The 24,816-nt window shown below is 44.3% G+C and carries 26 protein-coding genes and 1 other RNA gene; 11 read left to right on the plus strand and 16 right to left on the minus strand.

Annotation, left to right across the window (positions count from 1 at the left end; all coding sequences use genetic code 11):
- Window positions 1-172: 172 nt before the first annotated feature.
- The 3 genes from hpf to rpsU all read right to left on the minus strand — a co-directional run bounded on the left by hpf (window position 173) and on the right by rpsU (window position 1,883).
- Window positions 173-472, minus strand: a complete 300-nt coding sequence (gene hpf / locus BMZ72_RS14020; protein ID WP_012789371.1) for a ribosome hibernation-promoting factor, HPF/YfiA family — start codon at window positions 470-472, stop codon at window positions 173-175.
- A 189-nt stretch (window positions 473-661) separates the two neighbouring features.
- Window positions 662-1,606 (minus strand): tyrosine-type recombinase/integrase, encoded by a 945-nt coding sequence (locus BMZ72_RS14025; protein WP_089809290.1) that lies wholly within the window; start codon window positions 1,604-1,606, stop codon window positions 662-664.
- A gap of 82 nt (window positions 1,607-1,688) precedes the next feature.
- On the minus strand, window positions 1,689-1,883 hold the full coding sequence (gene rpsU / locus BMZ72_RS14030; RefSeq protein ID WP_012789369.1) for a 30S ribosomal protein S21: 195 nt from the start codon (window positions 1,881-1,883) through the stop codon (window positions 1,689-1,691).
- Between the two features lie 116 nt (window positions 1,884-1,999).
- Here rpsU and BMZ72_RS14035 point away from each other — a divergent pair, with 116 nt between their 5' ends.
- Both BMZ72_RS14035 and BMZ72_RS14040 read left to right on the plus strand, forming a co-directional pair.
- Complete coding sequence (locus BMZ72_RS14035) at window positions 2,000-2,590, plus strand: riboflavin synthase (RefSeq protein WP_089809292.1); 591 nt, start codon at window positions 2,000-2,002, stop codon at window positions 2,588-2,590.
- Between the two features lie 15 nt (window positions 2,591-2,605).
- Complete coding sequence (locus tag BMZ72_RS14040; RefSeq protein WP_089809294.1) at window positions 2,606-3,607, plus strand: NAD(P)H-dependent flavin oxidoreductase; 1,002 nt, start codon at window positions 2,606-2,608, stop codon at window positions 3,605-3,607.
- A 75-nt stretch (window positions 3,608-3,682) separates the two neighbouring features.
- Here the strand turns inward: BMZ72_RS14040 and BMZ72_RS14045 are convergent, their stop codons facing one another.
- Complete coding sequence (locus BMZ72_RS14045; protein WP_089809295.1) at window positions 3,683-4,612, minus strand: AraC family transcriptional regulator; 930 nt, start codon at window positions 4,610-4,612, stop codon at window positions 3,683-3,685.
- A 123-nt stretch (window positions 4,613-4,735) separates the two neighbouring features.
- On the opposite strand from BMZ72_RS14045, the gene BMZ72_RS14050 reads away from it, so the two are divergent.
- Window positions 4,736-5,230: a hypothetical protein gene (locus BMZ72_RS14050; protein ID WP_089809297.1), complete on the plus strand. Its 495-nt coding sequence runs from the start codon at window positions 4,736-4,738 to the stop codon at window positions 5,228-5,230.
- Between the two features lie 89 nt (window positions 5,231-5,319).
- Here BMZ72_RS14050 and BMZ72_RS14055 read toward each other — a convergent pair whose 3' ends face one another.
- Window positions 5,320-5,922, minus strand: a complete 603-nt coding sequence (locus tag BMZ72_RS14055) for an FMN-dependent NADH-azoreductase (RefSeq protein WP_089809300.1) — start codon at window positions 5,920-5,922, stop codon at window positions 5,320-5,322.
- A gap of 10 nt (window positions 5,923-5,932) precedes the next feature.
- Window positions 5,933-6,295 carry a DoxX family protein gene (locus BMZ72_RS14060; RefSeq protein WP_089809302.1) on the minus strand — a complete coding sequence of 121 codons (363 nt, stop codon included), beginning with the start codon at window positions 6,293-6,295 and terminating at the stop codon, window positions 5,933-5,935.
- A gap of 104 nt (window positions 6,296-6,399) precedes the next feature.
- On the opposite strand from BMZ72_RS14060, the gene BMZ72_RS14065 reads away from it, so the two are divergent.
- A complete protein-coding gene (locus tag BMZ72_RS14065; protein ID WP_089809303.1) occupies window positions 6,400-6,789 on the plus strand; it encodes a winged helix-turn-helix transcriptional regulator in 390 nt (129 codons plus the stop codon).
- 37 nt (window positions 6,790-6,826) lie between these two features.
- Here the strand turns inward: BMZ72_RS14065 and BMZ72_RS14070 are convergent, their stop codons facing one another.
- Window positions 6,827-7,294 carry a hypothetical protein gene (locus BMZ72_RS14070; RefSeq protein ID WP_089809305.1) on the minus strand — a complete coding sequence of 156 codons (468 nt, stop codon included), beginning with the start codon at window positions 7,292-7,294 and terminating at the stop codon, window positions 6,827-6,829.
- A gap of 429 nt (window positions 7,295-7,723) precedes the next feature.
- Between BMZ72_RS14070 and BMZ72_RS14075 the strand changes: the two genes are divergently transcribed.
- Window positions 7,724-8,362 (plus strand): hypothetical protein, encoded by a 639-nt coding sequence (locus BMZ72_RS14075; RefSeq protein WP_143087694.1) that lies wholly within the window; start codon window positions 7,724-7,726, stop codon window positions 8,360-8,362.
- On the opposite strand, the gene BMZ72_RS14080 is transcribed toward BMZ72_RS14075, so the two are convergent.
- The 5 genes from BMZ72_RS14080 to BMZ72_RS14100 are packed head-to-tail and all read right to left on the minus strand — an operon-like array spanning window position 8,351 to window position 13,754.
- A complete protein-coding gene (locus BMZ72_RS14080; RefSeq protein ID WP_089809309.1) occupies window positions 8,351-9,691 on the minus strand; it encodes a DUF58 domain-containing protein in 1,341 nt (446 codons plus the stop codon). The genes BMZ72_RS14075 and BMZ72_RS14080 overlap by 12 nt on opposite strands.
- 10 nt (window positions 9,692-9,701) lie before the next feature.
- Window positions 9,702-10,682, minus strand: coding sequence for an AAA family ATPase (locus tag BMZ72_RS14085; protein ID WP_089809310.1), 981 nt, complete (start codon window positions 10,680-10,682; stop codon window positions 9,702-9,704).
- Window positions 10,682-11,875 (minus strand): DUF4350 domain-containing protein, encoded by a 1,194-nt coding sequence (locus tag BMZ72_RS14090; RefSeq protein WP_089809312.1) that lies wholly within the window; start codon window positions 11,873-11,875, stop codon window positions 10,682-10,684. The genes BMZ72_RS14085 and BMZ72_RS14090 overlap by 1 nt, the downstream gene beginning before the upstream one ends.
- A 41-nt stretch (window positions 11,876-11,916) precedes the next feature.
- Complete coding sequence (locus BMZ72_RS14095; protein ID WP_089809314.1) at window positions 11,917-12,774, minus strand: DUF4129 domain-containing protein; 858 nt, start codon at window positions 12,772-12,774, stop codon at window positions 11,917-11,919.
- Window positions 12,771-13,754 (minus strand): stage II sporulation protein M, encoded by a 984-nt coding sequence (locus BMZ72_RS14100; RefSeq protein WP_089809836.1) that lies wholly within the window; start codon window positions 13,752-13,754, stop codon window positions 12,771-12,773. Before BMZ72_RS14100 ends, BMZ72_RS14095 begins: the two co-directional genes overlap by 4 nt.
- Window positions 13,755-13,936: 182 nt before the next feature.
- Between BMZ72_RS14100 and BMZ72_RS14105 the strand changes: the two genes are divergently transcribed.
- Window positions 13,937-14,662 (plus strand): RDD family protein, encoded by a 726-nt coding sequence (locus tag BMZ72_RS14105; protein ID WP_089809316.1) that lies wholly within the window; start codon window positions 13,937-13,939, stop codon window positions 14,660-14,662.
- On the opposite strand, the gene BMZ72_RS14110 is transcribed toward BMZ72_RS14105, so the two are convergent.
- Entirely contained in the window at window positions 14,663-15,133 is a 471-nt protein-coding gene (locus tag BMZ72_RS14110) for an RDD family protein (RefSeq protein WP_143087695.1), read from the minus strand. It lies immediately after the preceding gene.
- 91 nt (window positions 15,134-15,224) lie between these two features.
- Window positions 15,225-15,674: a DUF5684 domain-containing protein gene (locus tag BMZ72_RS14115; RefSeq protein WP_089809320.1), complete on the minus strand. Its 450-nt coding sequence runs from the start codon at window positions 15,672-15,674 to the stop codon at window positions 15,225-15,227.
- Window positions 15,675-15,926: 252 nt separating this feature from the next.
- Here BMZ72_RS14115 and ffs point away from each other — a divergent pair.
- From ffs to BMZ72_RS14130, 3 genes are all read left to right on the plus strand, one after another.
- Window positions 15,927-16,026: signal recognition particle sRNA small type (ffs, locus tag BMZ72_RS14120), an RNA gene on the plus strand.
- Between the two features lie 239 nt (window positions 16,027-16,265).
- Window positions 16,266-16,916, plus strand: coding sequence for a fructose-6-phosphate aldolase (gene fsa / locus BMZ72_RS14125; RefSeq protein ID WP_012789351.1), 651 nt, complete (start codon window positions 16,266-16,268; stop codon window positions 16,914-16,916).
- 247 nt (window positions 16,917-17,163) lie between these two features.
- The gene (locus BMZ72_RS14130; protein ID WP_089809321.1) at window positions 17,164-18,480 is read left to right on the plus strand and encodes an NAD(P)/FAD-dependent oxidoreductase; all 1,317 of its coding nucleotides are present in this window, start codon (window positions 17,164-17,166) and stop codon (window positions 18,478-18,480) included.
- A 143-nt stretch (window positions 18,481-18,623) separates the two neighbouring features.
- Here the strand turns inward: BMZ72_RS14130 and BMZ72_RS14135 are convergent, their stop codons facing one another.
- Entirely contained in the window at window positions 18,624-19,916 is a 1,293-nt protein-coding gene (locus tag BMZ72_RS14135; RefSeq protein ID WP_089809323.1) for a type IX secretion system plug protein, read from the minus strand.
- 149 nt (window positions 19,917-20,065) lie between these two features.
- Between BMZ72_RS14135 and BMZ72_RS14140 the strand changes: the two genes are divergently transcribed.
- Complete coding sequence (locus BMZ72_RS14140) at window positions 20,066-21,298, plus strand: ABC transporter permease (protein WP_089809325.1); 1,233 nt, start codon at window positions 20,066-20,068, stop codon at window positions 21,296-21,298.
- Window positions 21,299-21,485: 187 nt separating this feature from the next.
- Here BMZ72_RS14140 and BMZ72_RS14145 read toward each other — a convergent pair whose 3' ends face one another.
- A complete protein-coding gene (locus tag BMZ72_RS14145; RefSeq protein ID WP_089809327.1) occupies window positions 21,486-22,232 on the minus strand; it encodes a TrmH family RNA methyltransferase in 747 nt (248 codons plus the stop codon).
- A gap of 167 nt (window positions 22,233-22,399) precedes the next feature.
- On the opposite strand from BMZ72_RS14145, the gene BMZ72_RS14150 reads away from it, so the two are divergent.
- On the plus strand, window positions 22,400-24,775 hold the full coding sequence (locus tag BMZ72_RS14150; RefSeq protein WP_177222788.1) for a translocation and assembly module lipoprotein TamL: 2,376 nt from the start codon (window positions 22,400-22,402) through the stop codon (window positions 24,773-24,775).
- Window positions 24,776-24,816: the final 41 nt, after the last annotated feature.

Here is a 24,816-nt window from a genome sequence, read left to right on the forward strand (position 1 = left end):
CCAAATCTTTTTTTATCTTTTTTTCAGCACCTGGATACAACCTTTTTGAGACTTGTATATTCGGCTAAAACACCCTACTGTAAAGAACTTTACTACCTTCGCCGATCCCTTTTTTTGATCGGGATGGCAAAGGTAGTAATCAGATATTTAATTCCAAAATATTTTTAAGATTTTATTGAAATTTTTTCTCTTTCGTCTTCTTTATCTGGTTAACAACCGAGTCAAAAGCGAGGTCAAATGACTCTTCGAAAGATTTGGATTCGTGCTTTACAAATAAGTCTTGGCGCGGGATGTGGACTTTTATTTCTGCTATTTTATCCTTCACCTGATGAGCTATTCCATCAAGCTTTAAAAATACCTCCACGCTGATGATCCGGTCATAAAAAGTGTTGAGTTTCTGAAGTTTTTTACTCACATGATCAATCAATTTGGAGTCAGCGTCGAAGTGTACTGTTTGAATTTGAACGTTCATAGCACTAATTTTTAGTTTTAACAATCTTGTACATGCTCGTAACATTACGTCCATAGGCTTTCATTGTGTTAATGGTCATGGATATCGACTAATGAAAAAAGTATACAAAGAACTCATTACTAATTTAATGAACTTTCAACTCTTTTGCATAACCATTTAGTAATATTTTGTTAAAGCTGCCGAACTTCCCTACTCACCCTTCGGATGCGCCTTCCTGTACGCCTCCTTCAGCTTCTCTATACTGTTGTGCGTATAGACCTGCGTGGACGCCAGACTCGCATGCCCCAGCAGCTCCTTCACCGCATTGAGGTCTGCACCATTGTTCGTAAGATGGGTAGCAAATGTATGCCGCAGTACATGCGGACTCCTGCGACTGATCGTCGTAATCTCGTGATCTGTGAGGTAACCTTTCACAACATTATATACATAACGGGGGTATAACTTCTTTCCGCTGCGGGGGTTTACCAGCAGCACCTCTTTATCGGGTATTTCCAGCGCTTTATCGCGCATCCCCCTGTATTCCCTTATATCGTCCCGCAGATTTATACTGATGGGAATAATGCGCTCCTTATTCCCTTTTCCCAACACTTTCAATGTCAGATTGGAGATGTCTACATGCCTCTCCTGTAAACCGATCAGCTCCGATAAACGTATTCCCGTATGATACAGCAATTCAAAGATCAACCGGTGCGTCTTCCCTTCCAGGTCATCCGCAAAGATCGGCCTGTCCTCCTGCCCCCTGCGCATACTCCGGTTGTCCTCAACAGCCTCCATGCCCTTCTCATCAATAAAACCAGGCAACCGCTTCCCCGTTTTGGGTGCAGTCACTTTCGTCATCGGTGAAATCACTACTACACCATGACGCATCGCATATTTGAAAAATGATTTGAGCGTGGAGATCTTGCGGTTAACACTTTTAGCAACGATGCCCTCCTCCATCAGCCAGGCCAGCCAGGTACGGACATGCAGATGCGATATGCCCTGAAGGGACACATCGCCATATTGTGATCTGAGGAAAATAAAGAATTGGGTAAGATCCTGCTGATATGCAGTGAAAGTATGCGCAGAATAGCGCTTCTCCAGTTGAATATAAGCCAGAAATTGATTGGCTACCGGGTGTAAGACTTCACTCAAAATAAAAAAGTTGATGATTGTAAAGTTAAAACAAACCTTACAATCATCAGATATTTTGCGCGGGGAATTACTCCCGATAGAATCAATCTAATTTACCACTGGCCAACTGCTGTTTGTAAACAGCTTTCAGCACTTCAGTACGACGCTTAACGGAAGGTTTTGTGAAAGACTGACGTGACCTGAGTTGCAGCAGGATGCGGGCTTTCTCAAATTTCTTTTTGTATTTTTTGAGCGCCTTGTCAATGTTTTCGCAATCTTTGGAATCGATGATCAACATAATTAATAGCCTTTTTTTTCAGGAAGGCAAAAGTAAAACATTCTTTTTAATTATCAAAATAATGTGAAACCCTCCCCTGACATACCCGTCTCCTCATTATTACTTAAATTAGCCCCATGTTTACAGGAATAATAGAATCATTAGGAGAAGTAATAGCTACCAGGCAGGAAGGCAGCAACATGGTCATCACCATCCGCTCTTCCCTCGCACCTGAACTGAAAATTGACCAGAGTATCGCCCACAACGGCGTTTGTCTGACCGTCACCCGCGTAGACAACGAAACATATGATATCGTTGCCGTGGCCGAAACCCTGATTAAAAGTAATATCGGGCAACTGACTCCCGGCCAGCAGGTCAACCTGGAAAGGGCCATGATCTTTAATGGCAGGATTGACGGCCACCTCGTACAGGGCCACGTCGACAGTACAGGTGAATGCGTGTCCGTAACGCCGCAGAACGGTAGCTGGGAATTCCGCTTCCGCTACCCGGAACAATTCGCCGGCCTCATCGTGGAAAAAGGCTCCATCTGCCTCAATGGTATCAGTCTGACCATATATAATGTGACCAATACGGAATTCACCATCGCCGTGATTCCTTATACATACGAACACACAAATATCTCAGCCGTTCAACCCGGGCACACGATCAACCTGGAATTTGATATCCTGGGTAAGTTCGTGGCCAGGCAGCTTGCTGTCAGATCATAGCTCAAACATCCACTTATGCAATTAACCTCAGCCCTTGCCATCCGCCATCCGGTTATCATGGCGCCCATGTTCCTCGTCAGTAATGAAAAAATGGTCCGGGCAGCCATGGACAGCGGGATCGCCGGTACCTTCCCTACCCTCAACTACCGAAAGGAAGGGGAACTGAAACAGGTACTCGACCAGCTGAACCAATACCGGGCACAGTTGCCCGCCGGACAAGGCACCTATGGCGTTAACCTGATCGTCCAGAAGACGAATCCGCTCTATGCAAAACACCTGAAAGATTGTGTAGCAGCTGAAGTACCTTTTTATATTACCTCACTGGGCAATCCCCGGGAAGTAATCGCCGCCGCCCACAGCTATGGCGCAAAAGTACTCTGCGATGTCACCAATATTCAGCATGCAGAAAAAGCGGCGCAGGAAGGGTGTGATGGATTTATTGCAGTCTGCGTCGGCGCAGGTGGCCATGCCGGCCCCTACCCTATGCACATTCTCGTACCGGCCCTGCAAAAAGCCTTTCCGGATAAATTGCTGGTCGCCGCCGGGGGTATTGCTACCGGACAACAACTCGCCAGCGCCATGGTACTCGGCGCTCACGGCGCCTCTATCGGTACCCGCTTCATCGCCAGTGAAGAAGCCAGCGTCAGCGACGCCTATAAAAATGCCATCCTCGATTATGGTATGGAAGATATTGTACTGACAGAGCGCCTTTCCGGCACTCCCTGTAATGTGATCAATACGCCTGCCGCAAAGAAAATGGGCTATAAGCAGAACTGGCTGGAGAAACAGCTGAATAAAAATGCCAGTACCCGTAAGTATTTTAAAATGCTGGTACAACTCAAAGGCATGAAAAAACTGGAACAGGCGATCAAACCCGGTAATTATCAGCAGCTGTGGACTGCCGGTCAGAGCGTGGAAATGGTGGAAGATATCAGCCCGATCAGCGATATCGTCAGCCGGCTGGTACAGGAACTGGAAGAAACACTGGAAAAAACCAGCCAGTTACTCACCCGGTAATCATAAAGAATCTCTTTAGTCCTTTTTCATTTACCGATGCTATTCGCAGAATCGTCAGCAATAGCATCCGCAGTATTATGCATGCAGTGGATAGTTCTTTCTGAATTCCGCAGGCGTCAGACCCGTATGCTTCTTAAAAAAAGCATTGAAGTTAGGTTGCTCTGCAAAACCAATACTGTAGCCAATCTCCTGTAAAGACCAGTCGGTTTGCAACAGCAATACCTTGGTTTCGTCCAGTAACCTGTTTTTGATATGAGTACTCACATTCTGTCCGGTATGCTTCTTTAAAAGGGCATTCAGGTGATTGGGATGTACTGAAAGATCAGCCGCAAATTCCTTGGCTGTCCTGATCCTGATGGGATGATCCCTGTTGATACCACCCGTTTCTGCTTCCAGCAATCTGAAAAATTCATGCACATGCCGGTATTCTTCGGATACACTGGCCGGTGGCGGAAAACTGGCTCTCCTGACACTTTCCACCATAATCAGTTGCAGGTACGCCTGCAAAGAATCTCCACTCAATTGTCCACCCGTCACCTCTTCTTCTTTCATCCTGGCGAAAAGCTGTTCCAGCACCGGCACATCTGCTACAGGAATACGGATCACACTCTTCGCTTTATCCGTAAACAGACTGAATTTATCCATAGCGGCCTTCAGCACGGGAAATTCAGTCAGAAAAGAACGCCTGAACAAACAATAATATCCACCGGATTCTTCAGAAAGATTCTTCCAGGAGATAATATCATTGGGATGAATGAATAAGATAGATGGCTCATCCAGGTAATAGGTATTCAAACCCATCGTAAACACACCCGCCCCTTTTGTCGTAAACAGGATCTTGTAAAAATCACGGCGGTTAGGGGAAAGATAATTCCGGCATTCATGTATCTCCCGGTCAAATACCCGTATAGTCCAGTCCTCAAAATATTCTCTGAATACGGGGATAAGATCAGGAAGATCTCTCAATGTATCTATCGTACGGCTATCCAGTGTCTGAGATGGCATAACTATATGGTGTTGAATACGAATTTACGCTGTTTGTCACAAATACCCCCCATAATTGGCTGCTTTACCGACCTGCTGCTGTGAGCAAATAAGCTACCTTGGACTACACCAATACTATTAACGATGGAAGTACAAACAGTTAGCAGCAGAACGTATGGCTTCATGGTATTGTACGACATGCATACCACGTTTTTCTCCAATGTTATCGTGGACATTTCAGAAAAGGATGCCGGCGAACGTTTAGGTACAAAAGCCAACCATATGGCATGGCTGGCCGGCAGCCTGGTACAGGAAAGATTTGAGCTGGCGGGATCTTTCGGTATAAACAAACAACAACAGGCGCATGAATTATTCAAAGATCACAAGGGCATACAGGAAGGAGTGCAATATCCTGCACTGCAGGCATTTGAGCAGGACTGGAAGATCATTTCTCCCCTGCTGAGAAAAGCGCTGCTGGAAGCGGATGATGAGAAACTCGATGAACCTTTTGAAATGCCTGGTATGAAAATGACCTTATTTGAACTCATTTCCTTCCAGATTTACCGGGAAGCAAACTGTATCGGTCAACTGGCTTTATGGAGAAGATTACTGGGCTACCCGGCCATGAAGTATATGTAAGCGGCTCCGCCCACCGACCGCCATTCTAATTACTGCATAATAAAAAAAGGCTCCGCAGGGAGCCTTTTTTTATTATGCAGTAAAAGTATTTATGCAATTACAACCTGCTCCAATCCTTTCTGCACCGCTGTTTCCTGTAAACCAGGAATAGCAGCCCCTTCTGCTCTCACCAGCTGTACATCCGTCAGACCAATGAAGCCCAGGATACTCTGGAGATATGGAGAAGCAAAATCAAACGCCGCTGCAGGGCCTTCGGAATAAACACCGCCCGTAGCCAGCGCGATATATACCTTTTTATCCTTTAACAGCCCTTCCGGTTTACCGGTAGCATAAGAGAAGGTTCTGCCGGCACGTACCACGTGGTCCAGCCATGCTTTCAGCGTAGACGGAATATTAAAATTATACAGCGCTACACCCAATATGATGATATCCGCTTCTTCCACTTCTTTAATAGCGGCTTCTGATAATTTGTCTACAATAGCCGCAGCCTCTGCTGTCGCGTCTCCTGCACCACGGAAGGCCAGGAGGTGAGATGCATCAAAATGGCCTAAAGGATCTTTTGCCAGGTCTTTTACAGTCACTGTGCTACCCGGGTAGCGTTCCTGCAACTTTGCAACAATACCATCTGCCAGCTGTGTACTCTTAGACGCAGCGCCACTCACACTGGATACAACTTTCAATATCTTTTTCATACGATTATTTTTATTTTTTGAGCTTATGATAAGTAAAATAAGAGGCGGCCAGTATTCCCAGGAATACCACCGGTATTACAGGAACAGGCAACTGATCGCCGGAAGCGGCATGCGCAATAGCTGCTGACACAAATGTGAAGGCAAAACCTGCGTAAGTCCATTCTTTCAGGCGGCCTTTCACCAATGGAAGCACTAATAGTACCACTCCGATCAGTTTGGCGATGGCCAGTTCAATCCGGAAATATGCGGGATACCCGATATGCTGGAAAGCCTGATCCATCTCTGGTTTTGTTAAATAGGCATAGGCGGAATAGGTCATCATTAACGCAATGATTGCGGTAGTGGCCCAATACGTAATTCTGATTGCTTTCATCTAAAAAAATTGATGAAGCAAAACTATTCACAATTGCTAGCAAATGGTTAGTAGTATACTAAAGGTTAGTAGTAACCTGTTGGATAGTTATTTACCTTCGGGATATGGAAACACAGGTAGCTGAAAAAGTAAAAAGAAGTGCAAAAGAGTGCTCCGCAAGATTATCAGCCATTCATGACGCCCTTTATGCCATTGGCGGTAAATGGAAGCTGAAGATCATCATTGTGCTCCGCGAAGATGGTAATAAAAGGTTCAACGAACTGCAGCGTGCGGTAACAGGTATTTCTGCAAGGGTATTGTCCAATGAACTGCGTGAACTGGAACTGAATGGCTTTGTCAGAAGAAAGGTATATGAAGGACGTCCGGTTGTAGTCGAATACGAACTGACAGAATACAGCGATACACTGGGCGCAGTATTACATTCACTGAATGACTGGGGTACAACGCACAGGGAAAAGATCCGGAAGGAAATGTCATCCTCTTCGCAGGCCTGATCCCCCATCAGGTAATGCTTTGCTTTAAACAGGCAGGTTAACGGGACATATACTGATCGTCCCGCTGAGCATATCTTATCCGTAAAATGGTGTACTTGATTGAAAGCAGCAATAACATCATCACCGGATTCCATAGATCAGTCATCACAGCATCCGGTTTATCAAGAAACGGATGGATGAGCAACACAAGCGGCATGCTTGCAGCGTAAATTAACACATCAATACCCAGGTGCAGCACCCATATGCGGTTGGATTCTCTTTTTACAGAGTTGAAAGTTTTTTTATTTCCCCAAAAGAAACCAAATGTGCATAACAACATAAAAATGATGAGCACCCATGAACGCTCACTCAGATTATCACGATAAATACCGCGTCCCATCGTACCTGCCAGCAGTCTGATGTAAGGTACTGTGATAAGGTTGATCAGCGTAAAAAACGTGATGCAGTATAACACACGCGAAAGGTGTGCAGGAGTACTTTTAATGTATTGAAGTTGTTTTGCCATAAGGGGAATATTGTGTACAATGAATGGTTTCCTAATTTAACATTTTTTTATGGCATTGTTTGCTGTTTTACCCTTATAGAATAGTCCAATTTACAGCGTCACCCGGTAACCACTCCCAGCCGTATTCCCCGGAAAAAATTCGCACAAGACGTAGATCAGACGTGGACTTGATCAGTTCCTAAATACACACACACTGCGTACAGATCTGCCATATACCCCTACCTGTCAATCATTTACAGATCGACTGAAAACAAATACCTGCAATATATCATTCGAACAACTTTTCCACATTCCCTTATATCCGTATTTCTACGTACAGAGAAAACACAATTCCCTGCATTGCACTGTTAAGATCTGTTAAGAATTAATAAAAGCCTGCCAGACTTGCAAATGTGGAATGATTTTTTCAGCTTTCAGGTAAAAAACAAATTGAGAGCTTGCTTAATCATTGCGCTGTTATTCCTATTCACACAATCAAAGGCGCAACAAAACAACATTAACAGCATAAAAGCCAGTTATGATCCGGGGGCTATTGCAGAGCTGTATGACCGTATACCACTGGGACTTGAGTTCAGATATGAAAATGGACAGACGAGAAAAACAGAAGGATATTTACAGGGCGCCTACCGATGGCGAAATATAAAGATCAGCAGTTCCAATGGCAGTGTGCAGAATGGCTATCTCCTGATCAACAGACAACAGCTCGCCAGTCAGCAGTATATTGTAGAACTGACGATCTCTGTTCCTGAGTCAGCTACACCTGTCACCACAAAACTTGAACTTCCTCACCTGACCGGCATTCGCTTTAATCATTATGCTGATAGCCTGAAGAGAGGATTTCGCTTCTATCTGAATGTAGAAGGTACTTTTACAAGTGGCAAGGTTTATCCGCTGGATACAGCCACTATAAAATTTGAAACAAATGCAGGAAAACTACTGGGGCAGGACCTGCTGTTAAACAGTAATGATGGCACTACCCGATCCATTACTGTTACAGCTGTCAACAAAAATGATCCCGGTATGTCCATCTCCAGTACAATACCGGTTAAACAATTATCAGATCAATGATCTTGATTTCAGTTCGAGATACTTATTCACCACATTCAGTGTTAGCTGCTCAGGTGTAGTCAGCAATGACAGAATACCATAGCGGGTCAGTTCCCTTACCATCAGTTTCTTTTCATAAGCAAACTTCTGCGCAATCACCTGACGATAGATCTCTTCCACTGTATGCACATTGTCTTTCGTAAACTTTTTCAGTTCTGTATTCTCAAAAAACACAACAAGTAATAAATGATATTTAGCCAGCTTTCGCAGATAGGGCAACTGTCTTTGCAGCCCTGTCATAGATTCGAAGTTGGTAAACAGGATCAGCAGGGAACGCTGTGAGAACAGACTCCGCAATGATACACTCAGCCGCTCGTAGTCACTTTCCTCCCATTGCGTTTCCTGCGCATACAAGCGCTCCAGCAACAGGTTCATCTGTGTTTTTTTACCGGAAGCAGGCAATACATCTACCTGCTGTGCAGCCAACGTTACCAGCCCGGTTTTATCGCCTTTCTTTAATGCAATATTGCTGAATACCAGGGAAGCATTGATCGCATAATCCAGCAGCGAAAGACCGTTAAACGGCATCTTCATTGCACGCCCCTTATCAATGACACAATATACCTGCTGCGATTTTTCCTCCACATAGTTGTTCACCATAAATGTACCTCTCCTGGCCGTTGCCTTCCAGTTTAAAGTACGCACATCATCTCCCCGGCTGTATTCCTTGATATGATCGAACTCCATGCTATGTCCGATCACGCGTTTTTTATGCACACCCAGTTCTGCCAGGCGATTATTAAAGGAGAAAAATTCATAGTTATGCAAAGCGGCAAAAGAAGGATATACCTTAACGATCGCTTCATCGGCACCAGCTACATGCCGTTGTGCCAGTCCCAGCAAACTACGTACAAATGCATTGGTCTTTCCAAAGTTATACTCTCCTCTTTCTACCGGACGTAAAGCATAACTCAGATCCTGCTCCTCTCCCGGTTTCAGTTGTACCTTCTTCCGAAAATCGCGGATCTGAAACTGTACCGGTAATTCTTCCAGCACTATAACTGTAACGGGGAAACGATAATTATTCTTTATTTTCAGATGGATATCATTTTCTTCTCCGTTACTGAAGCGACCAGCCATACTACGGGAGACCAGCAAGGGCGCTTTCCCTGCCACATACAGAAAGAAAAGATCCAGCAATAACAGGAACAATAAAGCACCTGTGATCAATTGTGCCACGTTATACAACGATGGAAAAAAGAAGCTGATCACAAAAAAGATAGCCATGCTTCCCATCAATGTATAAAAGCGGGTCGTAAAAAATAAAGAGAGAAAAAAACGTTTCAGCATAACCTTATGTTTACCTTGGTACTTCTACTGCCTTCACGATCTGTGCGATCACTTCATCAGTTGTAATACCTTCCATTTCACGTTCAGGCGTCAGTACAATACGATGACGTAATACATGTGGCAGCATATTCACGATATCATCCGGTGTTACAAAATCACGTCCTGTCATAGCGGCTGTTGCCTTTGCACAATTCATGACTGCCAGTGATGCACGCGGAGAAGCACCGAGATACAAAGACGCATTGTTACGTGTTTCATGTATCAGCGCAGCAATAAAATGCAGCAGTTTATCTTCGATATGCACTTTGCGTACGAGCCCCTGGTATTCGATGATCTGCGAAGCTGTTAACACCTGTTGTATCAGTTGGGTAAGATCAGCAAGACCATTATATTGATGCATAGCCTGCAACATCGCTACCTCTTCCGTCAGTGAAGGATATTTCACTTCTATTTTGAACAGAAAACGATCCAGCTGTGCTTCAGGTAATCGATAGGTTCCCTCCTGCTCTATCGGGTTTTGTGTAGCGACTACCATAAAAGGAGCCGGAAGCGGATGTGTAATACCATCATTGGTGATCTGTCGCTCTTCCATCACTTCAAACAATGCCGCCTGTGTTTTTGCAGGAGCACGGTTGATCTCATCTATCAGTACCAGGTTTCCAAATACCGGTCCGCGTTTATATTCAAACTCTCTTTTTTCAGGATTGAATACAGATGTACCTACCACATCAGCCGGCATGATATCCGGCGTGAACTGTAACCTGGAAAAGTCTGCATCTATGCAACGTGCGAGTAATTTGGCTGTCAGTGTTTTTGCCACACCTGGTACGCCTTCTATCAGTACGTGACCATGCGTAAGCAGGCCCGCTATTAAGAGGTCAATCATTTCATGCTGACCAACAATCACTTTTCCGATCTGTTGACGGATAGCATTTACTGCTTCATGAAGCGCTGTAAAGTCCGTGCGATGCTGGAATGTAGTTTCTTCCATTATTTCGTATTTATATAAAACGCCTGTATTTTCTTATAGAACTGTTGCAGGAATTCATCTGAAACAGTCATGGAATCACGCATGTGCTGTATGTCATGCAATATTTCCTTCACCTGCTCCACCGGCATAACTGCTTTACGCGATAATGCATCTGCAAATGCATGATCCATATTATTTGTATTCAGGTAATAACGGGTACGTATAAACTCCTGCCATTGCAGAATGATCTTATGTACCAGATTACGATTATCGTGCTGCTGATAATAAAGCTGCCCCAGTGCATCTACAAACTCCAGTGAGTTATTCTCGAGTGGTGGTCTTTCAGGAACGATCCGCTGTCTGCGTTTGCTTTCAAATATGATATAGAGCAATAACAAACCTACTCCCAGCCATAGCGCCCATCTCATAGCAGGATAACGCATCAGCACCTGCCATTCACTGAAATCAGATGATTGTCTGGCATACTGGTATTTATAGAACTCATCCCAGTACACATGATCCATGTAGTGATTGGTGTAAGACAACTGTCTTTCCAACGATACCATATTACGATTGTGCATCAGAAAATAGTTCGTCAGCGTGGATGGTTGCAACAGCATAAATACGGCGCCTTCATTCACTGTTATCTTCACAAAGTTTGGCCGGTTAAATGCATCTGTTCCAAGAATCGTTGTAGCGCTGGAATCCATGCCTGTGATATAGCTACCTCCCCTGATCCCTTTGCGTGAAAAAGCCGTATCGGGGGCCAGGTTTTTGTTCACATAACGCTGATCTGCATTTGTCATAGACTGAAAGAAACCTTCGTCATCTACATGGAGATGCAGCAGATCCAGCAGTATGCTGTCTGGTTTGTTGACAGCAATGAATAGCTGGTTACCGGCAGCCGCGAACTTTATCATATTAGCGGCATCTTCCGGAGAAGTATATAAATTATCTGCTACCAGTATATACAGGTTATAATCTGTTGATGACAGCGTAGCATCTTTTGTATAAGTGCGCGTGAATGGTTTGGTAACGACCTGTGGTTTGATGTCATAATAAAACAACTCGGACATGGCCTTAAACATGGCATAACATCCTCCCGGCCGCTTATCCTTATAGGAAAAGCTCTGACGCGCCAGTTCCTGTTCGTCGATATTTTTACTATCTGTCATTCCTCCACCGGCTGATAAGATCAGCAGGCCCAGCAGCATAACGAAGACGCTGATAATTATGATTGCTATTACATTTGATTTCACCGGGTATAGCCTAATTCGTTCATAAATTGACGGAACTCTTTGTGCAGATCACCAAACTGCTGACCATTCACAGGAGTTTCTCCGTACCAGATGTATTCATAATTCAATGTCAATGCGGCAAATTTCTTATACCACGGTGTTGACAACATACTGCGCAGATAAGCCGCATTTGTTTTCTCCCTGCTATAGGTAATAACTTCTTTGTCAATCAGTACACGCAGTGTTTGCAGATAAAGCAGTCTTACGGCATGTCTGAACCTGCCGGCAGCGATCGCTTCTTCTATCTGTTGCTGATAAGTTTCGACATCCAGTTCTTCTTCTGTCAGTTTTACCTCATTCCCTAACTCCTGTGCCGACCTCTTAAAGAGATAACCATTCTGTTTAAGATAGAGGAAGAGTAACCAACCCAGAAAAGCCACGACTACCGCAATGATCAGTTTGTGTATGGCTCCGATGAAGTTGAAAACAACGTTCAGAAATTTCTCCCAGGCAGAGCGGCGCGGCGGCTCTTTCTTTTTAAGCGCGTATTGCAGCTTTTTATCCCCCTGCAACACTTTCATAATAGTATCCGGTACACTGCGTACCACAAGCGGATAATCCGCATAAGTTTCTATGGTATCCGCGATGACAGGCGCTGCCTGGTCCCACAGGAAATGTTCCTGTATCACTTTATCCGTTGCAGCTGCAGCAGCTGAATCATCAGCTACTTCATCCGCTTCTTTTTTTGTAACCGTCTGCTCCAGATCCGCTGCTACCATGGAATCCCATTTCTCAGCCGGTACGGATTGCTGTGCATTTGCACATAATGGCAGGATCAGTATTATCAGGATATAATAAACACGCATTTTCCTCATTTCACCGGCTTTATAATATTTGCTTTCGGACCGAGCTTATATCCTTTTTTGTGCAGATAGATCGGGTAAACAATGAAATAACCGATAATAAACGTCAGTGATATCAGCAAAATACTGATGCTTGCAGATAAAGGCATAGCAGTATGGCGGGTAACAAACCCTTCCAGAAATGCCGCCACTATAAATATGGGTATCAGCGTCACCATAATCTTAACACCGTCACGCGCTGTTTTCTTCAGTGCCTCCAACCGCTTTCTTGTACCGGGAAATATAAATCCGCTGATCATCACCAGACCGGCACAACCTGCGATCACGATAGCTGATATTTCCAGGGTACCATGGATCCATATGACCAGTATAGACTTAAAACCCAGTCCTTTTGAAAAGAAATAATATTGAAAGGAACCCAGCATCACACCTGTCTTTATCATATACCACAACGTACCGATACCAAAGAAGATACCACCCATGAAGGTCATCATGGCTACCGTAATATTGTTCCTGGCGATCCACAAAAACATGACGAGTTCATTTTCCTGTTTATACACACCAAAGGGATCTCCCTTATTGATATTCTGCTCTGTCATACTCACATATTCATCACCTAATACACCACGAACGAATGTTTCATCGTGGGCTGCAGAAAATGCGCTGATGATACAGAAGAGCAGGAAGAACAAAAATGTAAAGAGAAACAAACGGTGATATCTGCGGAACAGCAGGGGCAATTCATATTTAAAGAAGTTACGGAATCTGCCATCCTGTTCTTTGCGGTTACCATAGATACTATGATAAATATTGGCTGCCAGACTGTTTATATAACTCGTTACTTTACTGAAACTATAGAAAGTTTTGGCATACGCCAGATCATCCAGGAGGCTTGTAAAGCGTTCTGCCATTTCATCCGGATCTTCCGCAGGTTGATCCTGATACTTTTTCCAGCGCTGGAGATTCTTTTTTATGAAGGTTGATTCACGCATGGGCTTTGCCTGTTTACCGGAAGTCAATGTGCGACGTTCTGCTCATCAGTCGGACATTCGTTCAGAATATACAAAAAAATGTGCCGATAAAATTTTATATTAAAGAAATGTCGCTAGATTAGTCTGTTATCTGTGTGGAACAGACTGCTTACAAACATATTGATTAATCGCTAAATTTATACATGGCCAATATAAAAATACCCACTTCCTTTAATATAGATCTCGAGTTTGAAACAGCCAATATCTTCCAGCGATTGATGGGCTGGCTGATCGATACTTTCATCAAGGGCCTGTATATTATTGTGTTAGGGTATACTGTCAAAAATCTGCAATTGGGAGAAGTGGCCGGCTATGTCGTTTATTTCTTCCTGGGTGGCCTGCCGATGACCTGTTACTTCCTGGTACTGGAGATCGTGATGAACGGACAGACGCCTGGCAAACTGCTGATGAATATCAGGGTCAGGAATATGCAGGGTGGACAACCCAGTATGAGTCAACACCTGATACGCTGGTTATTCCGCATCATTGAAACCCCTTATATCATTATCAACGGATTAATTCCACTGATAGCGATGTTAAGGTCTCCTTATTATCAGCGGCTGGGAGATGTAGTGGCAGGTACGATCGTGGTGAGTACAAAGACTAAAGCCAGTCTGAGCGGTACGATCTTCAGGGATATGTCGGCTGTAGATTATACACCTCGTTTTCCGCAGATCCTGCGGCTGTCAGACAGGGATATGAATAAGATAAAGAACCTGATGGATCAGGCAGTCAAATCCAACAATCCCGAGCTGACAGCACGCGTGGCCTACCGGGTAAGAGATGTACTGGATATTCAGACGGACATGATGCCGGGAGAATTTCTCGAAACAATCTTAAACGACTATAACTACTATACTACCAGATAGTTATCTTTTGATCACCATGGTGTTTGTCCACTGGTCATGCCATGGTGTATCCGCAAATCCTGAAAAGCGCATAAAAGGTACCAGGCGGCACAAGGAACGCAGGAATGCATCCTGTAAGGTCAGCGGACTTCCATCTGCACGCACCGCATAAGTTGCAGTGATCATTTTACCAACTGTACGACCACCGTTACCATATTCAAAGCCGGTGTAATAAGCAATGAAACCTATCCCCATTGTCAGGTAGAACAGGGGTACCAGCATACCATCTTCGTCAAACGTAGCATCGCTTAACGCTGTCATAACAAGCACTATCCCCAGTGAAAACATCACGCCTAATGATATCGCGATGATATAATCCACTACATAATTCACGAAGCGCTGGGTCTTCTCTGCCTTTCTGGTATACTGAATAGCGTGCAGATCTTCTATCAGTCCTTTTTCATGGATATTATCCCCAAATCGGTTTTGCATATAGAAAGTAAAATTAATGAACAACGCTAAAAAAAACTGCCGGTTGCTTTTGAAGCACAACCGGCAGGTAACTAATTATGGCAAAAAGTTGTCAGACGGCCGGCGTACCGATACTTCCGATCTGATTATCCAGAGATGAGCCTGAAGGGCGGCCACCCGGACCGATATATCGGATATCACTGCTGAACGCCATGATAGGAATAAAGATGGGACTTAGAAAAAGAAGACCTAGTGTAAACCCGATATCTTTCCCAAAACTCTTGCTGAACTCATGTGTAAGCATGATCGGCAAAATGAACCATCCATAAATAGGAATTAAGAACATAAATATATACCACCATGGCTTACCGACAATCTCCAGCATGACGATAGTGCTATATATCGGGACGATACTTGCCCACCCCGGTTTACCTGCTTTCTCAAATATCTTCCAGCTACAGTAGATGTAAAATACGACAAAGGCCAACCAAATTAAAATAAATACAATAGAAACTCCGGCAAGTATGCCACCAGAAGAATCATACGACGAATAGTCTTGCATAATTAAAAGGTTTAGGTGAAAAATTGAGGTATGTAAAACGATTAGAATGTCCCATAGTTTTTCGATAACAGATAACTTTTCACGGAAAATGGAGCTCAACGGGGGCCAACAATCACATTATATAGCTTTTATAACATCATAAATTACAGAATTGATCACTGGTAACCACATTTTTATTTACTTTTTTTGAAAAAAACTCAAATTTCCCTGAATAATATTTGTTAGTTATTTCAAATGGTGTACATTTGCACCCGGCAAGTCTTATACGACCAGCTCCTACTGAACTCCCCCAGGACAGGAATGTAGCAAGGGTAGGTGGTTGTAGCGGTGCGATGTAAGTAACTTGCCGTTTTTTTTTCTTTTTTTATTCCAGGTCATCAGGCGTCTAGCGATCATTCAGACACTATTCAACTCTCTTTTACATAAAGATGACCTGCGAATCTGCCCAATGCTTTCCAACTGTTTATTCGCGTGATTGTCCGGTTTCTGTATTCATTAAAAGATGAATAGTTGAATACTGTTGATTATGTATTATTTGTTGCGTACTATTGTACCGGCAATTTTATTTAAAAAGGACTAAATCATTTCACAATGAAATTCTTCATAGATACTGCAAACCTTGCACAGATAAAAGAAGCAAACGACCTTGGCGTTCTTGACGGTGTTACCACCAACCCTTCCCTGATGGCTAAAGAAGGCATCAAAGGAGAAGCGAACATCCTCAAGCATTATGAAACAATTTGCGAGCTGGTAGATGGTCCTATCAGTGCAGAAGTGTTGTCTACCGACTTCAATTCAATCATCGAAGAAGGTAAGAAACTGGCTGCTATCCACCCGAACATCGTGGTGAAAGTGCCAATGATCAGAGACGGTGTGAAAGCGCTGAAATGGTTCACGGACAACGGTATCAAAACAAACTGTACACTGGTATTCTCTGCTGGTCAGGCGATCCTGGCTGCTAAAGCAGGCGCCAGCTTTGTATCTCCTTTCATCGGTCGTATCGATGACAGCAACTGGGATGGTGTTGACCTGATCGCCCAGATCGCTCAGATCTACAGCCTGCAGGGCTTCAAAACTGAAATCCTGGCAGCTTCTATCCGTACACCACTGCACATCATCAAATGTGCTGAAGTTGGTGCTGATGTTTGTACCTGCCCACTGGATTCTATCCTGGGTCTGCTGAAACACCCGCTGACTGACATCGGTCTCGCCAAATTCCTGGAAGACGCGAAAAAAATGTAATCGTACTTTTAGATGGTATACTCCCCGGTGCACGCCATGCATCGGGGATTTTTTTTGCCCGGAATTCCTCTTTTCCTACCTATTTTTGCACATTCTTTATCTCTTTCACAATAAACTTTCATTCTTTTCTGAAAGTATTGTAAATTTGATATGCGTTTATAACTTCCGGCGTTTGAATACATAGTGTTGCAAAGAGAACAACACGATCATTTTTGATTTATTTCTCTGATTGCTAAATGATTGTATTATGATTCAACCGAATATTCCGGAAACTGGTCAACCTCGTGTAGTAATTGTTGGTGGTGGCTTTGGAGGTATCAACCTCGCTAAGAAACTCAAACACGCCCCTGTTCAGGTAGTAATGCTCGACAGGAATAATTATCACCTTTTCCAGCCCCTCCTCTACCAGGTATCCACTGCCGGTCTTGAAACTGATAGTATTGCATTCCCCCTGCGCGGTATCTTTAAAAACCAATCCAATTTCATTTTCAGAATGGCCGAAGTAACCGGTGTACGTCCGGCGGAAAACATACTGGAAACAGGGATCGGTGAACTGAAATACGATTACCTCGTATTTGCAACTGGTAGTAATACCAACTTCTTTGGCAACAAGATCATTGAAGAACATGCGATCGGTATGAAGTCGCTCATAGAGGCAGTGCAGATCCGTAACTATGTGATCAAACAATTTGAAGAAAGTTTACTGCTGAAAGATGAAGCACAGATCAAGGCAAAACTAAGCTTCGTAATGGTGGGTGGCGGTCCTACCGGTGTTGAGCTGGCAGGCGCATTCGCTGAATTACGTAAATATATCATGCCGAAAGATTATCCGGAACTGCCGGTATCTTACATGAATATCTATCTCATTGAAGGTAGCAACCGTATTCTGAACGGTATGAGTGAACATTCCTCTCAGAAATCACTGGAAAGTTTACAGAAACTGGGCGTAAACGTACTGTGCAATGCCGTTGTAAAAGAATACGATGGTAAAACACTGGTATTAAGCAATGGTGAAACCCTCAGCACACAGTCCCTCCTGTGGGCGGCTGGTGTAAAAGGTGTTCCTGTAGCAGGTATTCCGGCTGATGTCATTCTGCCAAACGGGCGTATCCAGGTGAATGAATTCAACCTGGTCAATAATACACAGAATATCTACGCGATCGGTGATATCGCCCAGATGGTGAATGATCCGAAATTCCCAAGAGGTTATCCGATGGTGGCACAGGTAGCAATTCAGCAGGGTGCTAATCTTGCAGAAAACCTCCTTAAAACCATCAAATCTTCCGGACAGGCGCTGAAACCGTTTAAATACAAGGACCTCGGTAGCATGGCTACTATCGGTCGTAACCACGCCGTAGCCGAATTCGCAGGTATGAAACTGAGCGGATTTATGGCCTGGATGGTATGGATGGCAGTGCACCTGATGACCCTTTTAGGCTTCAGGAACAAGCTGGTGGTCTTCAGTAACTGGTTCTATCGTTACTTTACCTTTGATCGTGGTACGCGTATTATTATCAAACGCGGCGCCGCGAATATTGTGAAGCTGCGTCAGACCGTCAATTAGGTCAATAAAGAATTAGGAATTAACAATTAAGAATTGTGGAGAAAGTGCCGTCAAACTGGACCTCCTGATTGAAGAAAATAAAAAGACAAAGGCCAGTTGGTAGGTACCAACTGGCCTTTGTCTTTTTATTTTCGGTTGATGAGTTACTTACGGCTTAATATAGAGTTCAGTGTAGTAGTTGTCACAAGTTCATCTGCACGACCGCCTAATGCGCGATAGTAAACGAGAATGGTATAGTTATTCTCTGTTTCCCACCAGTCGCCTTCTGTCAGTTTTGTATCTGCTTTACTACCAGCAATGGTATTATCTACTAACGCATATACGTAGTTATAAAAACCCTGTTTCAGAAACAGCGAACCTTCATAGGATTTGGTCGCAGGATTGAAGACCAGTCGTGTATTATCATTACACTCATAGTTGGTCAGCTCTCCCAGGATATACATGCTGTAGCCCGCATATGGCTCTGGTACAGGATAAGAGAAATGCACAGTAGCATAATCCCCTTCAAAGAAAGGATTGTAATCATCCAGTGTAGCCAGATAATACAGTCCATTGATATCTTTGATAAACTGATACATCTTCCCTCCTCTTTCGAAATCCGGTAACGCAAAAATATCTGTATGATCTTTTGCGTACTCTGTATTTCTCACGCGTTCGGTCTGCAAACGGAAACTCCGCAGATCTATCCAGCGCCACTCTTTACCCGCAGGCATGACACAATCCACTTCCCAGTTATATTCCAGGATATTTCCCTTGATGAAGAGCGGACGTGGGAATTTGATGGCATTATCCCAACGGTAGTTTTGCAGGATCACGACTTTCATCTGATCGAAAGGATTTACCACATTCAGGCCTCCCATATTCACAGAAAAATTGATCTTCTGGTGGGTACGGAAGATCTTTGGCGTCACCGGCTGCTGAATAAAACCGCTTACGCCTGCTTTATTGCCCACCACCAGCATACGACGGGTGAATGCCAGCTGACTGGTATCACTATCCATATATACTTTCAGGAGATAGTTACCTGATCTTGTAGGATAACAGTTTTGATTCGGTAACTGTACCGTCCAGTGTGTATACTTCTGCAGGGCAATACTGGAAAAGCGATAATCCTGGATCCTGTTTTCCGAAAAACCACGCAGGTATTCCACCTGTGTGATCTGTGCAGGCGTCCAGTCGGCATTACACAAAACGAAGGTATAGAAGTAGTTCTTTACATCATTGTCCAGGTCATCAAAGCTGAGTTCCAGTTTCTCATCGCCATTCAACGTGATAATAGGATAACTCAGCTGGTCGCCGGCCTGATTCAGTTTAACTGACTGAATATTATTGTAGTATACGTGGTCAGGCCCAATGGTATTTTCCTGCGCCGCTACAGGCAGAACGTACACCAGCAAACACATTACAGGTATACAGAAGAGGGATTTTAACTTCATAATCGCATTTCAAGTAAGCATTAAGGTACTATTTTTTCAACTTGTACAACGCGATGGCCCTGTTCTTTCGTATGATAACGGTACCGGCGGTCCTGCCTGTGAAAGGCGGGTATAGAACTGTTTAGGATTATATTCAATACATTTGTCGCATGCGTTTATCTCTATTTGTCGCCAGACGGATCGCATTTAACCGGTCCTCTTCCTTTTCGAGGTTTATCATCAACATAGCTGTTGTCGCTACTGCTATCAGCGTGGCGGTCATGATACTGGCGGTAGCACTGGTAAACGGCTTTCAGCAGGTAATCCAGCAGAAAATATTCAGTTTCTGGGGACATATCCACATTACCCAGTATCAGCCAAATGCGGGTCCGCTCACAGAACAGGTACCCTTTACGGCTGACAGCACTATTGTGGAACGCCTGAAAAAGATCAAAGGCATTACCACAGTCAATGCATATGCTACCAAATCTGCGATTGTGAAGGCGGAAAAGGATCTGGAAGGTGTTATCTTCAAAGGTGTGGACCGTCACTACGACTGGAACCATCTGCAGCAATTCCTGCAGGAAGGCCGTCCTATCCGGTATAATGACAGTAGTTATGCACCGGAAGTCATGATCTCTGTGAGTCTGGCAAAGGAATTAAAGCTGAAATTGCATGATCCGCTGATCGTTTATTTCATACAGGGCGCAGGTCAGCCGCCAAGAGCACGTAAACTGACAGTAGGCGGTATCTTTAAAACAGGTATTGAAGAATATGATAAAACGTATATTCTGGGTGATCTGGAGCTGATACGCAAACTGAATGACTGGAAACCTGGCAGCATTGCCGGATATGAGGTATTCACAGATGATTACCGCAATATCCAGCAGATCGCTACGGAAGCCTATGATGTAATACCGGAGACCTTATTCATGCGTTCCATCCAGGAGATCTATCCCAATATCTTTGCCTGGCTGCGTCTCCAGAATAAAAATGAGATCATCATACTGGTAATCATGTCTATCGTAGCAGTTATCAATATGATCACTGCTATCCTCATACTGATCCTGGAGCGCACAAATATGATCGGTATTGTAAAGGCATTGGGAATGCGCAGCTTCAATATTCAGAAAATCTTCATTTATCAGGCGGGTTATATAGTGCTGGCGGGTATCATACTGGGCAATATCCTGGGCATCGGTATTGCTGTTCTGCAGCAAACCACCGGTTTCTTCAAACTGCCGGAAGAGTCCTATTATATGTCAGTGGCCGCAATTTCCCTGCACTGGTGGGAAGTGCTGGCGATTAATGCAGGTACACTGCTGATATGTTTGCTGGTACTTATTATACCTTCACGGGTGATCCGGAGAATTACCCCGGTAAAAGCTATTCAGTTCAAATAAAGCCGGTAAATTATTGTTTTGATGCCGTTTAGATAAGGCTTATCCTACGTTAATCTTACGTTCATGAACGTAGGATTAACGTAGGATAACAAATATAAAAGCATCATCAGACCGAATATAAAAGCATATAAAAAAGGCGGTTGATCCTCTAAGGATCAGCCGCCTTTTTTGTTATGAAGAAGTAGTTTTATATCAGTAATCTACCACAGATAATCCCTGCTGCCACACCTGCATTGAGTGACTCCGCGCCACCCAGCCGGGGAATAGTGATCTTATGGGTGCTGGCAGCGATCACCGCCTCACTGAGTCCGCGGGACTCATTTCCGATCAGGATAATTCCCTCTTCCAGCTTCGAAAACTCCGTAATATCACGCCCATGCAGCGTGGCTGCATAGGATGGAACACCAGCTTCCTTTATCAGGGTGCTGATATCACTTTCCAGGATCCTTACACGGGCAATACTCCCCATCGTAGCCTGGATAGTTTTTGGATTATAAGCATCTACACAGTCAGGCGAACAGATGATCTGACGGATACCGAACCAGTCGGCTATACGAATGATCGTGCCCAGATTACCCGGGTCCTGGATGGTTTCCAGTGCCAGCGATACGGTACCTTTCAGCGATCCGGGCGCTATTACAGGCGATCCGGGAATATCCAGCAACGCAAGCGCCTGATTCGGCGTCGTGAGTGCAGACAGCTGTTTTAAGATGTTTTCGTCTACTTCCGTTACATTCACGGCTTTCGTACGATCCAGTAATGCCCTGTGAGTAGCGATCCAGGCGGAAGTTGCATAGACTTCTTTTACCGGAACGCCCTCCTGTAGCAGCTCAGGAACGATCTTATCGCCCTCTGCCATGAACTGGCCGGATTTTTGACGGTATTTTTTATGCTGTAATGATTGAATATACTTAATTTGCGCCTTCGACAACATAGAGCCAAACCTACATGAATTCTTTTAATCGGCAAAGCCACCCGGATCTGGTCTCTATGGAAATAAACTGAAAACAAAGCTTCTAACTATTAATAATTGTATTGACTCTGATGCAGCAGCGGCCACATAGTTCCCTTTTTATTTACCTGAACTATTTAATCATCCTGATGATTTCACTCGCGCTGGCTGCATGTTCCAATACAAAATACCTGCAGAAAAATCAGCTCCTGTATATCGATGCGGATGTAGACGTCAAAGGGGAAGCCTCTTCTATTGACAAACAGGATATCCGCAGTTCTCTCTACTCCAAACAGCTGATGCTGCAACAGCCGAACTCACTCTTTGTCGGTACCCGTTTCAAAGTATGGCTCTACAACCAGAAACACAACGAGAAAAAATCCAACTGGTTCTGGAACCTGATGCTGTCGCCCCGCAACCTGGAAGATCCTGTGATCTACGATTCTACCAAAACAAAAGAATCTATCAAACGTATGGTCAGCTACCTGAATAATCAGGGCTACTTCTATGCAACCATCGATCGTGTAGAGTCTATCAAAAGGCAGAAAGTCAGTGTGACCTATAAGGTGAATACAGGCAAAAATTTCGTGATCAATAAGATCTACTACGAAATACCAGATACCAATCTGCTGAAAATCGTAAAGGATAATGAGAAACTCGCGCTGATCAAAACCGGCATGCCTTATAAACAGGAAGTACTGGGTAGCGAGAGAGAGCGGCTGATGCGTGTGATACGTAATGCAGGTTATTACAAATTTGACCGTGACGCGATTGAATTCGAAATAGACACCCTCCATAAAAGCCTGTTCAGAAACCTCATGAACCCATTCGAAGGTATCGTGAACGTGTACAATGAACGTAAAGGACAGGACAGACCGAAAATGGATATTTCCGTACGTATCTGGCATCCGGAAGACTCGTCTATCCGTTATGAGAAATATGTACTGGACAGCATCGTTGCTTACCCTGATTTCCCGGTGTATGGTAATAATGCGGATTCTATCTTCAAAACCACACAGCGAAAAGAACTGACGATCCGTTACCGCCAGAATATCCTGAAGCCCGCGGTTTTACAGCGATCTATCCTGTTAAAAAGCGGTGATACCTTCTCCCAGCAACGTACCAATGATGCGATAAACAGACTGTATGACCTCGGTGCATGGCAGTTTGTGACACTTCAATACCGCGAAAGAAAGGATACGCCAAATACACTCAATACCTACATTTACCTGACTCCAAAACGTCGCCAGGAAATAGGGGCCAACTTTGAGGTCAGTACGAGCTCGGATTATCTTGTGGGTAGTGGTATCACTTTGAACTATAAACACCTGAATATCGGCCACTCTGCCACACAGCTGAACGTGAGTCTGAATACAGGTATTGAACTGATCCGTTCTCAGGGTGAATGGATGCTGCAATCGCAGGAGATCGGCGGACAGGTCAGTCTGATATTCCCGCGTTTTATCACACCTTTCCATATTGCACAGGGTACACGTTCGGCAGTAAGAACGAGACTTACAGCGGGTGTTGATTACCTTACCCGTTCTTCGAAGTTTTACATTTCCAACGTGAATGCGTCCTTTGGTTATGAGTGGAACGCGTCACCTTATAAACGCTGGATCGTAAAACCGATCTCCCTGAACTATGTTGGTGTAAACCTGAATGAGGTATTCCGTGAGACGGTGGTCAACCTGAACCCTTACCTGAAACGTAGTTTTGAACCGGCATTTATCGGCGGAGAAAACGTCACCTACATCTATAGCAATAACGACGCACTACATAAGAATCACTATTCCTATTTCCGCGCAAACGTAGAAGAGTCCGGCGCCTGGCTGAATGGTATCAACAGTTTGTGGGGCGCTGTTGCCAGCAACGGCAATGACCTGGAAACGATGACCAATATGCCGATCGCGAACTTCCTCAAACTGGAGGCCGATTACAGACATTACTGGTCCTTAACCAGCCATACGGTACTTGCTGCCCGTACTTATGGAGGTGTGGGTATCCCTTATGGCAAATCGGATGTAATGCCTTATATCCGTCAGTTTACAGCGGGTGGTCCTAACAGTATCCGTGCATGGCGACTGCGTACGCTGGGTCCTGGTATCTTTAAAGATAGCTCCTTAACAGCCAGTACATTCCCTGATCAGACGGGTGATATGAAACTGGAAGCGAATCTTGAATACCGTTTTGACCTGTTGCGTCTTTTTGATGGCAGCATCAACCTGAAAGGCGCCACCTTCCTGGATATAGGTAATATCTGGATGCTGAGGAAAGATACCACCCGTCCCGGTGGTGAGTTCAGATTACAAAACCTGTACAGAGATCTGGCGGTGGGTACCGGCGCCGGTTTAAGACTGGATTTCTCCTTCTTCCTCATCAGGCTTGACTGGGGAGTGCCGGTGAAAGTCCCTTATTTCAAAGGCAATAAAAGCGGCTGGTATCTGGGACAATGGCAACTGGGTAATGCTGACTGGCGCAGGGATAATATTATCTGGAACATTGCGATCGGTTATCCGTTCTAATTATTTTCTTCTTTCAATAGAAAAAGCCTGATCAGACGATC

Source organism: Chitinophaga sp. YR627 (assembly GCF_900114995.1).
Classification (GTDB): domain Bacteria; phylum Bacteroidota; class Bacteroidia; order Chitinophagales; family Chitinophagaceae; genus Chitinophaga.

Bases quoted from the DNA above. Each gene is read 5' to 3' on its own strand.
- BMZ72_RS14110 (WP_143087695.1), bottom strand. From the start codon at position 15,133: ATGCAAAACCGATTTGGGGATAATATCCATGAAAAAGGACTGATAGAA.
- rpsU (WP_012789369.1), bottom strand. From the start codon at position 1,883: ATGTTGATCATCGATTCCAAAGATTGCGAAAACATTGACAAGGCGCTC.
- BMZ72_RS14040 (WP_089809294.1), top strand. From the start codon at position 2,606: ATGCAATTAACCTCAGCCCTTGCCATCCGCCATCCGGTTATCATGGCG.
- BMZ72_RS14080 (WP_089809309.1), bottom strand. From the start codon at position 9,691: ATGCTGAAACGTTTTTTTCTCTCTTTATTTTTTACGACCCGCTTTTAT.
- BMZ72_RS14095 (WP_089809314.1), bottom strand. From the start codon at position 12,774: ATGAGGAAAATGCGTGTTTATTATATCCTGATAATACTGATCCTGCCA.
- BMZ72_RS14140 (WP_089809325.1), top strand. From the start codon at position 20,066: ATGCGTTTATCTCTATTTGTCGCCAGACGGATCGCATTTAACCGGTCC.
- BMZ72_RS14085 (WP_089809310.1), bottom strand. From the start codon at position 10,682: ATGGAAGAAACTACATTCCAGCATCGCACGGACTTTACAGCGCTTCAT.
- BMZ72_RS14145 (WP_089809327.1), bottom strand. From the start codon at position 22,232: ATGTTGTCGAAGGCGCAAATTAAGTATATTCAATCATTACAGCATAAA.
- BMZ72_RS14035 (WP_089809292.1), top strand. From the start codon at position 2,000: ATGTTTACAGGAATAATAGAATCATTAGGAGAAGTAATAGCTACCAGG.
- BMZ72_RS14070 (WP_089809305.1), bottom strand. From the start codon at position 7,294: ATGGCAAAACAACTTCAATACATTAAAAGTACTCCTGCACACCTTTCG.
- BMZ72_RS14105 (WP_089809316.1), top strand. From the start codon at position 13,937: ATGGCCAATATAAAAATACCCACTTCCTTTAATATAGATCTCGAGTTT.
- BMZ72_RS14065 (WP_089809303.1), top strand. From the start codon at position 6,400: ATGGAAACACAGGTAGCTGAAAAAGTAAAAAGAAGTGCAAAAGAGTGC.
- BMZ72_RS14130 (WP_089809321.1), top strand. From the start codon at position 17,164: ATGATTCAACCGAATATTCCGGAAACTGGTCAACCTCGTGTAGTAATT.
- BMZ72_RS14050 (WP_089809297.1), top strand. From the start codon at position 4,736: ATGGAAGTACAAACAGTTAGCAGCAGAACGTATGGCTTCATGGTATTG.
- BMZ72_RS14045 (WP_089809295.1), bottom strand. From the start codon at position 4,612: ATGCCATCTCAGACACTGGATAGCCGTACGATAGATACATTGAGAGAT.
- fsa (WP_012789351.1), top strand. From the start codon at position 16,266: ATGAAATTCTTCATAGATACTGCAAACCTTGCACAGATAAAAGAAGCA.
- BMZ72_RS14060 (WP_089809302.1), bottom strand. From the start codon at position 6,295: ATGAAAGCAATCAGAATTACGTATTGGGCCACTACCGCAATCATTGCG.
- BMZ72_RS14100 (WP_089809836.1), bottom strand. From the start codon at position 13,754: ATGCGTGAATCAACCTTCATAAAAAAGAATCTCCAGCGCTGGAAAAAG.
- BMZ72_RS14055 (WP_089809300.1), bottom strand. From the start codon at position 5,922: ATGAAAAAGATATTGAAAGTTGTATCCAGTGTGAGTGGCGCTGCGTCT.
- BMZ72_RS14115 (WP_089809320.1), bottom strand. From the start codon at position 15,674: ATGCAAGACTATTCGTCGTATGATTCTTCTGGTGGCATACTTGCCGGA.
- BMZ72_RS14135 (WP_089809323.1), bottom strand. From the start codon at position 19,916: ATGAAGTTAAAATCCCTCTTCTGTATACCTGTAATGTGTTTGCTGGTG.
- hpf (WP_012789371.1), bottom strand. From the start codon at position 472: ATGAACGTTCAAATTCAAACAGTACACTTCGACGCTGACTCCAAATTG.
- BMZ72_RS14090 (WP_089809312.1), bottom strand. From the start codon at position 11,875: ATGCTGCTGGGCCTGCTGATCTTATCAGCCGGTGGAGGAATGACAGAT.
- BMZ72_RS14150 (WP_177222788.1), top strand. From the start codon at position 22,400: ATGATTTCACTCGCGCTGGCTGCATGTTCCAATACAAAATACCTGCAG.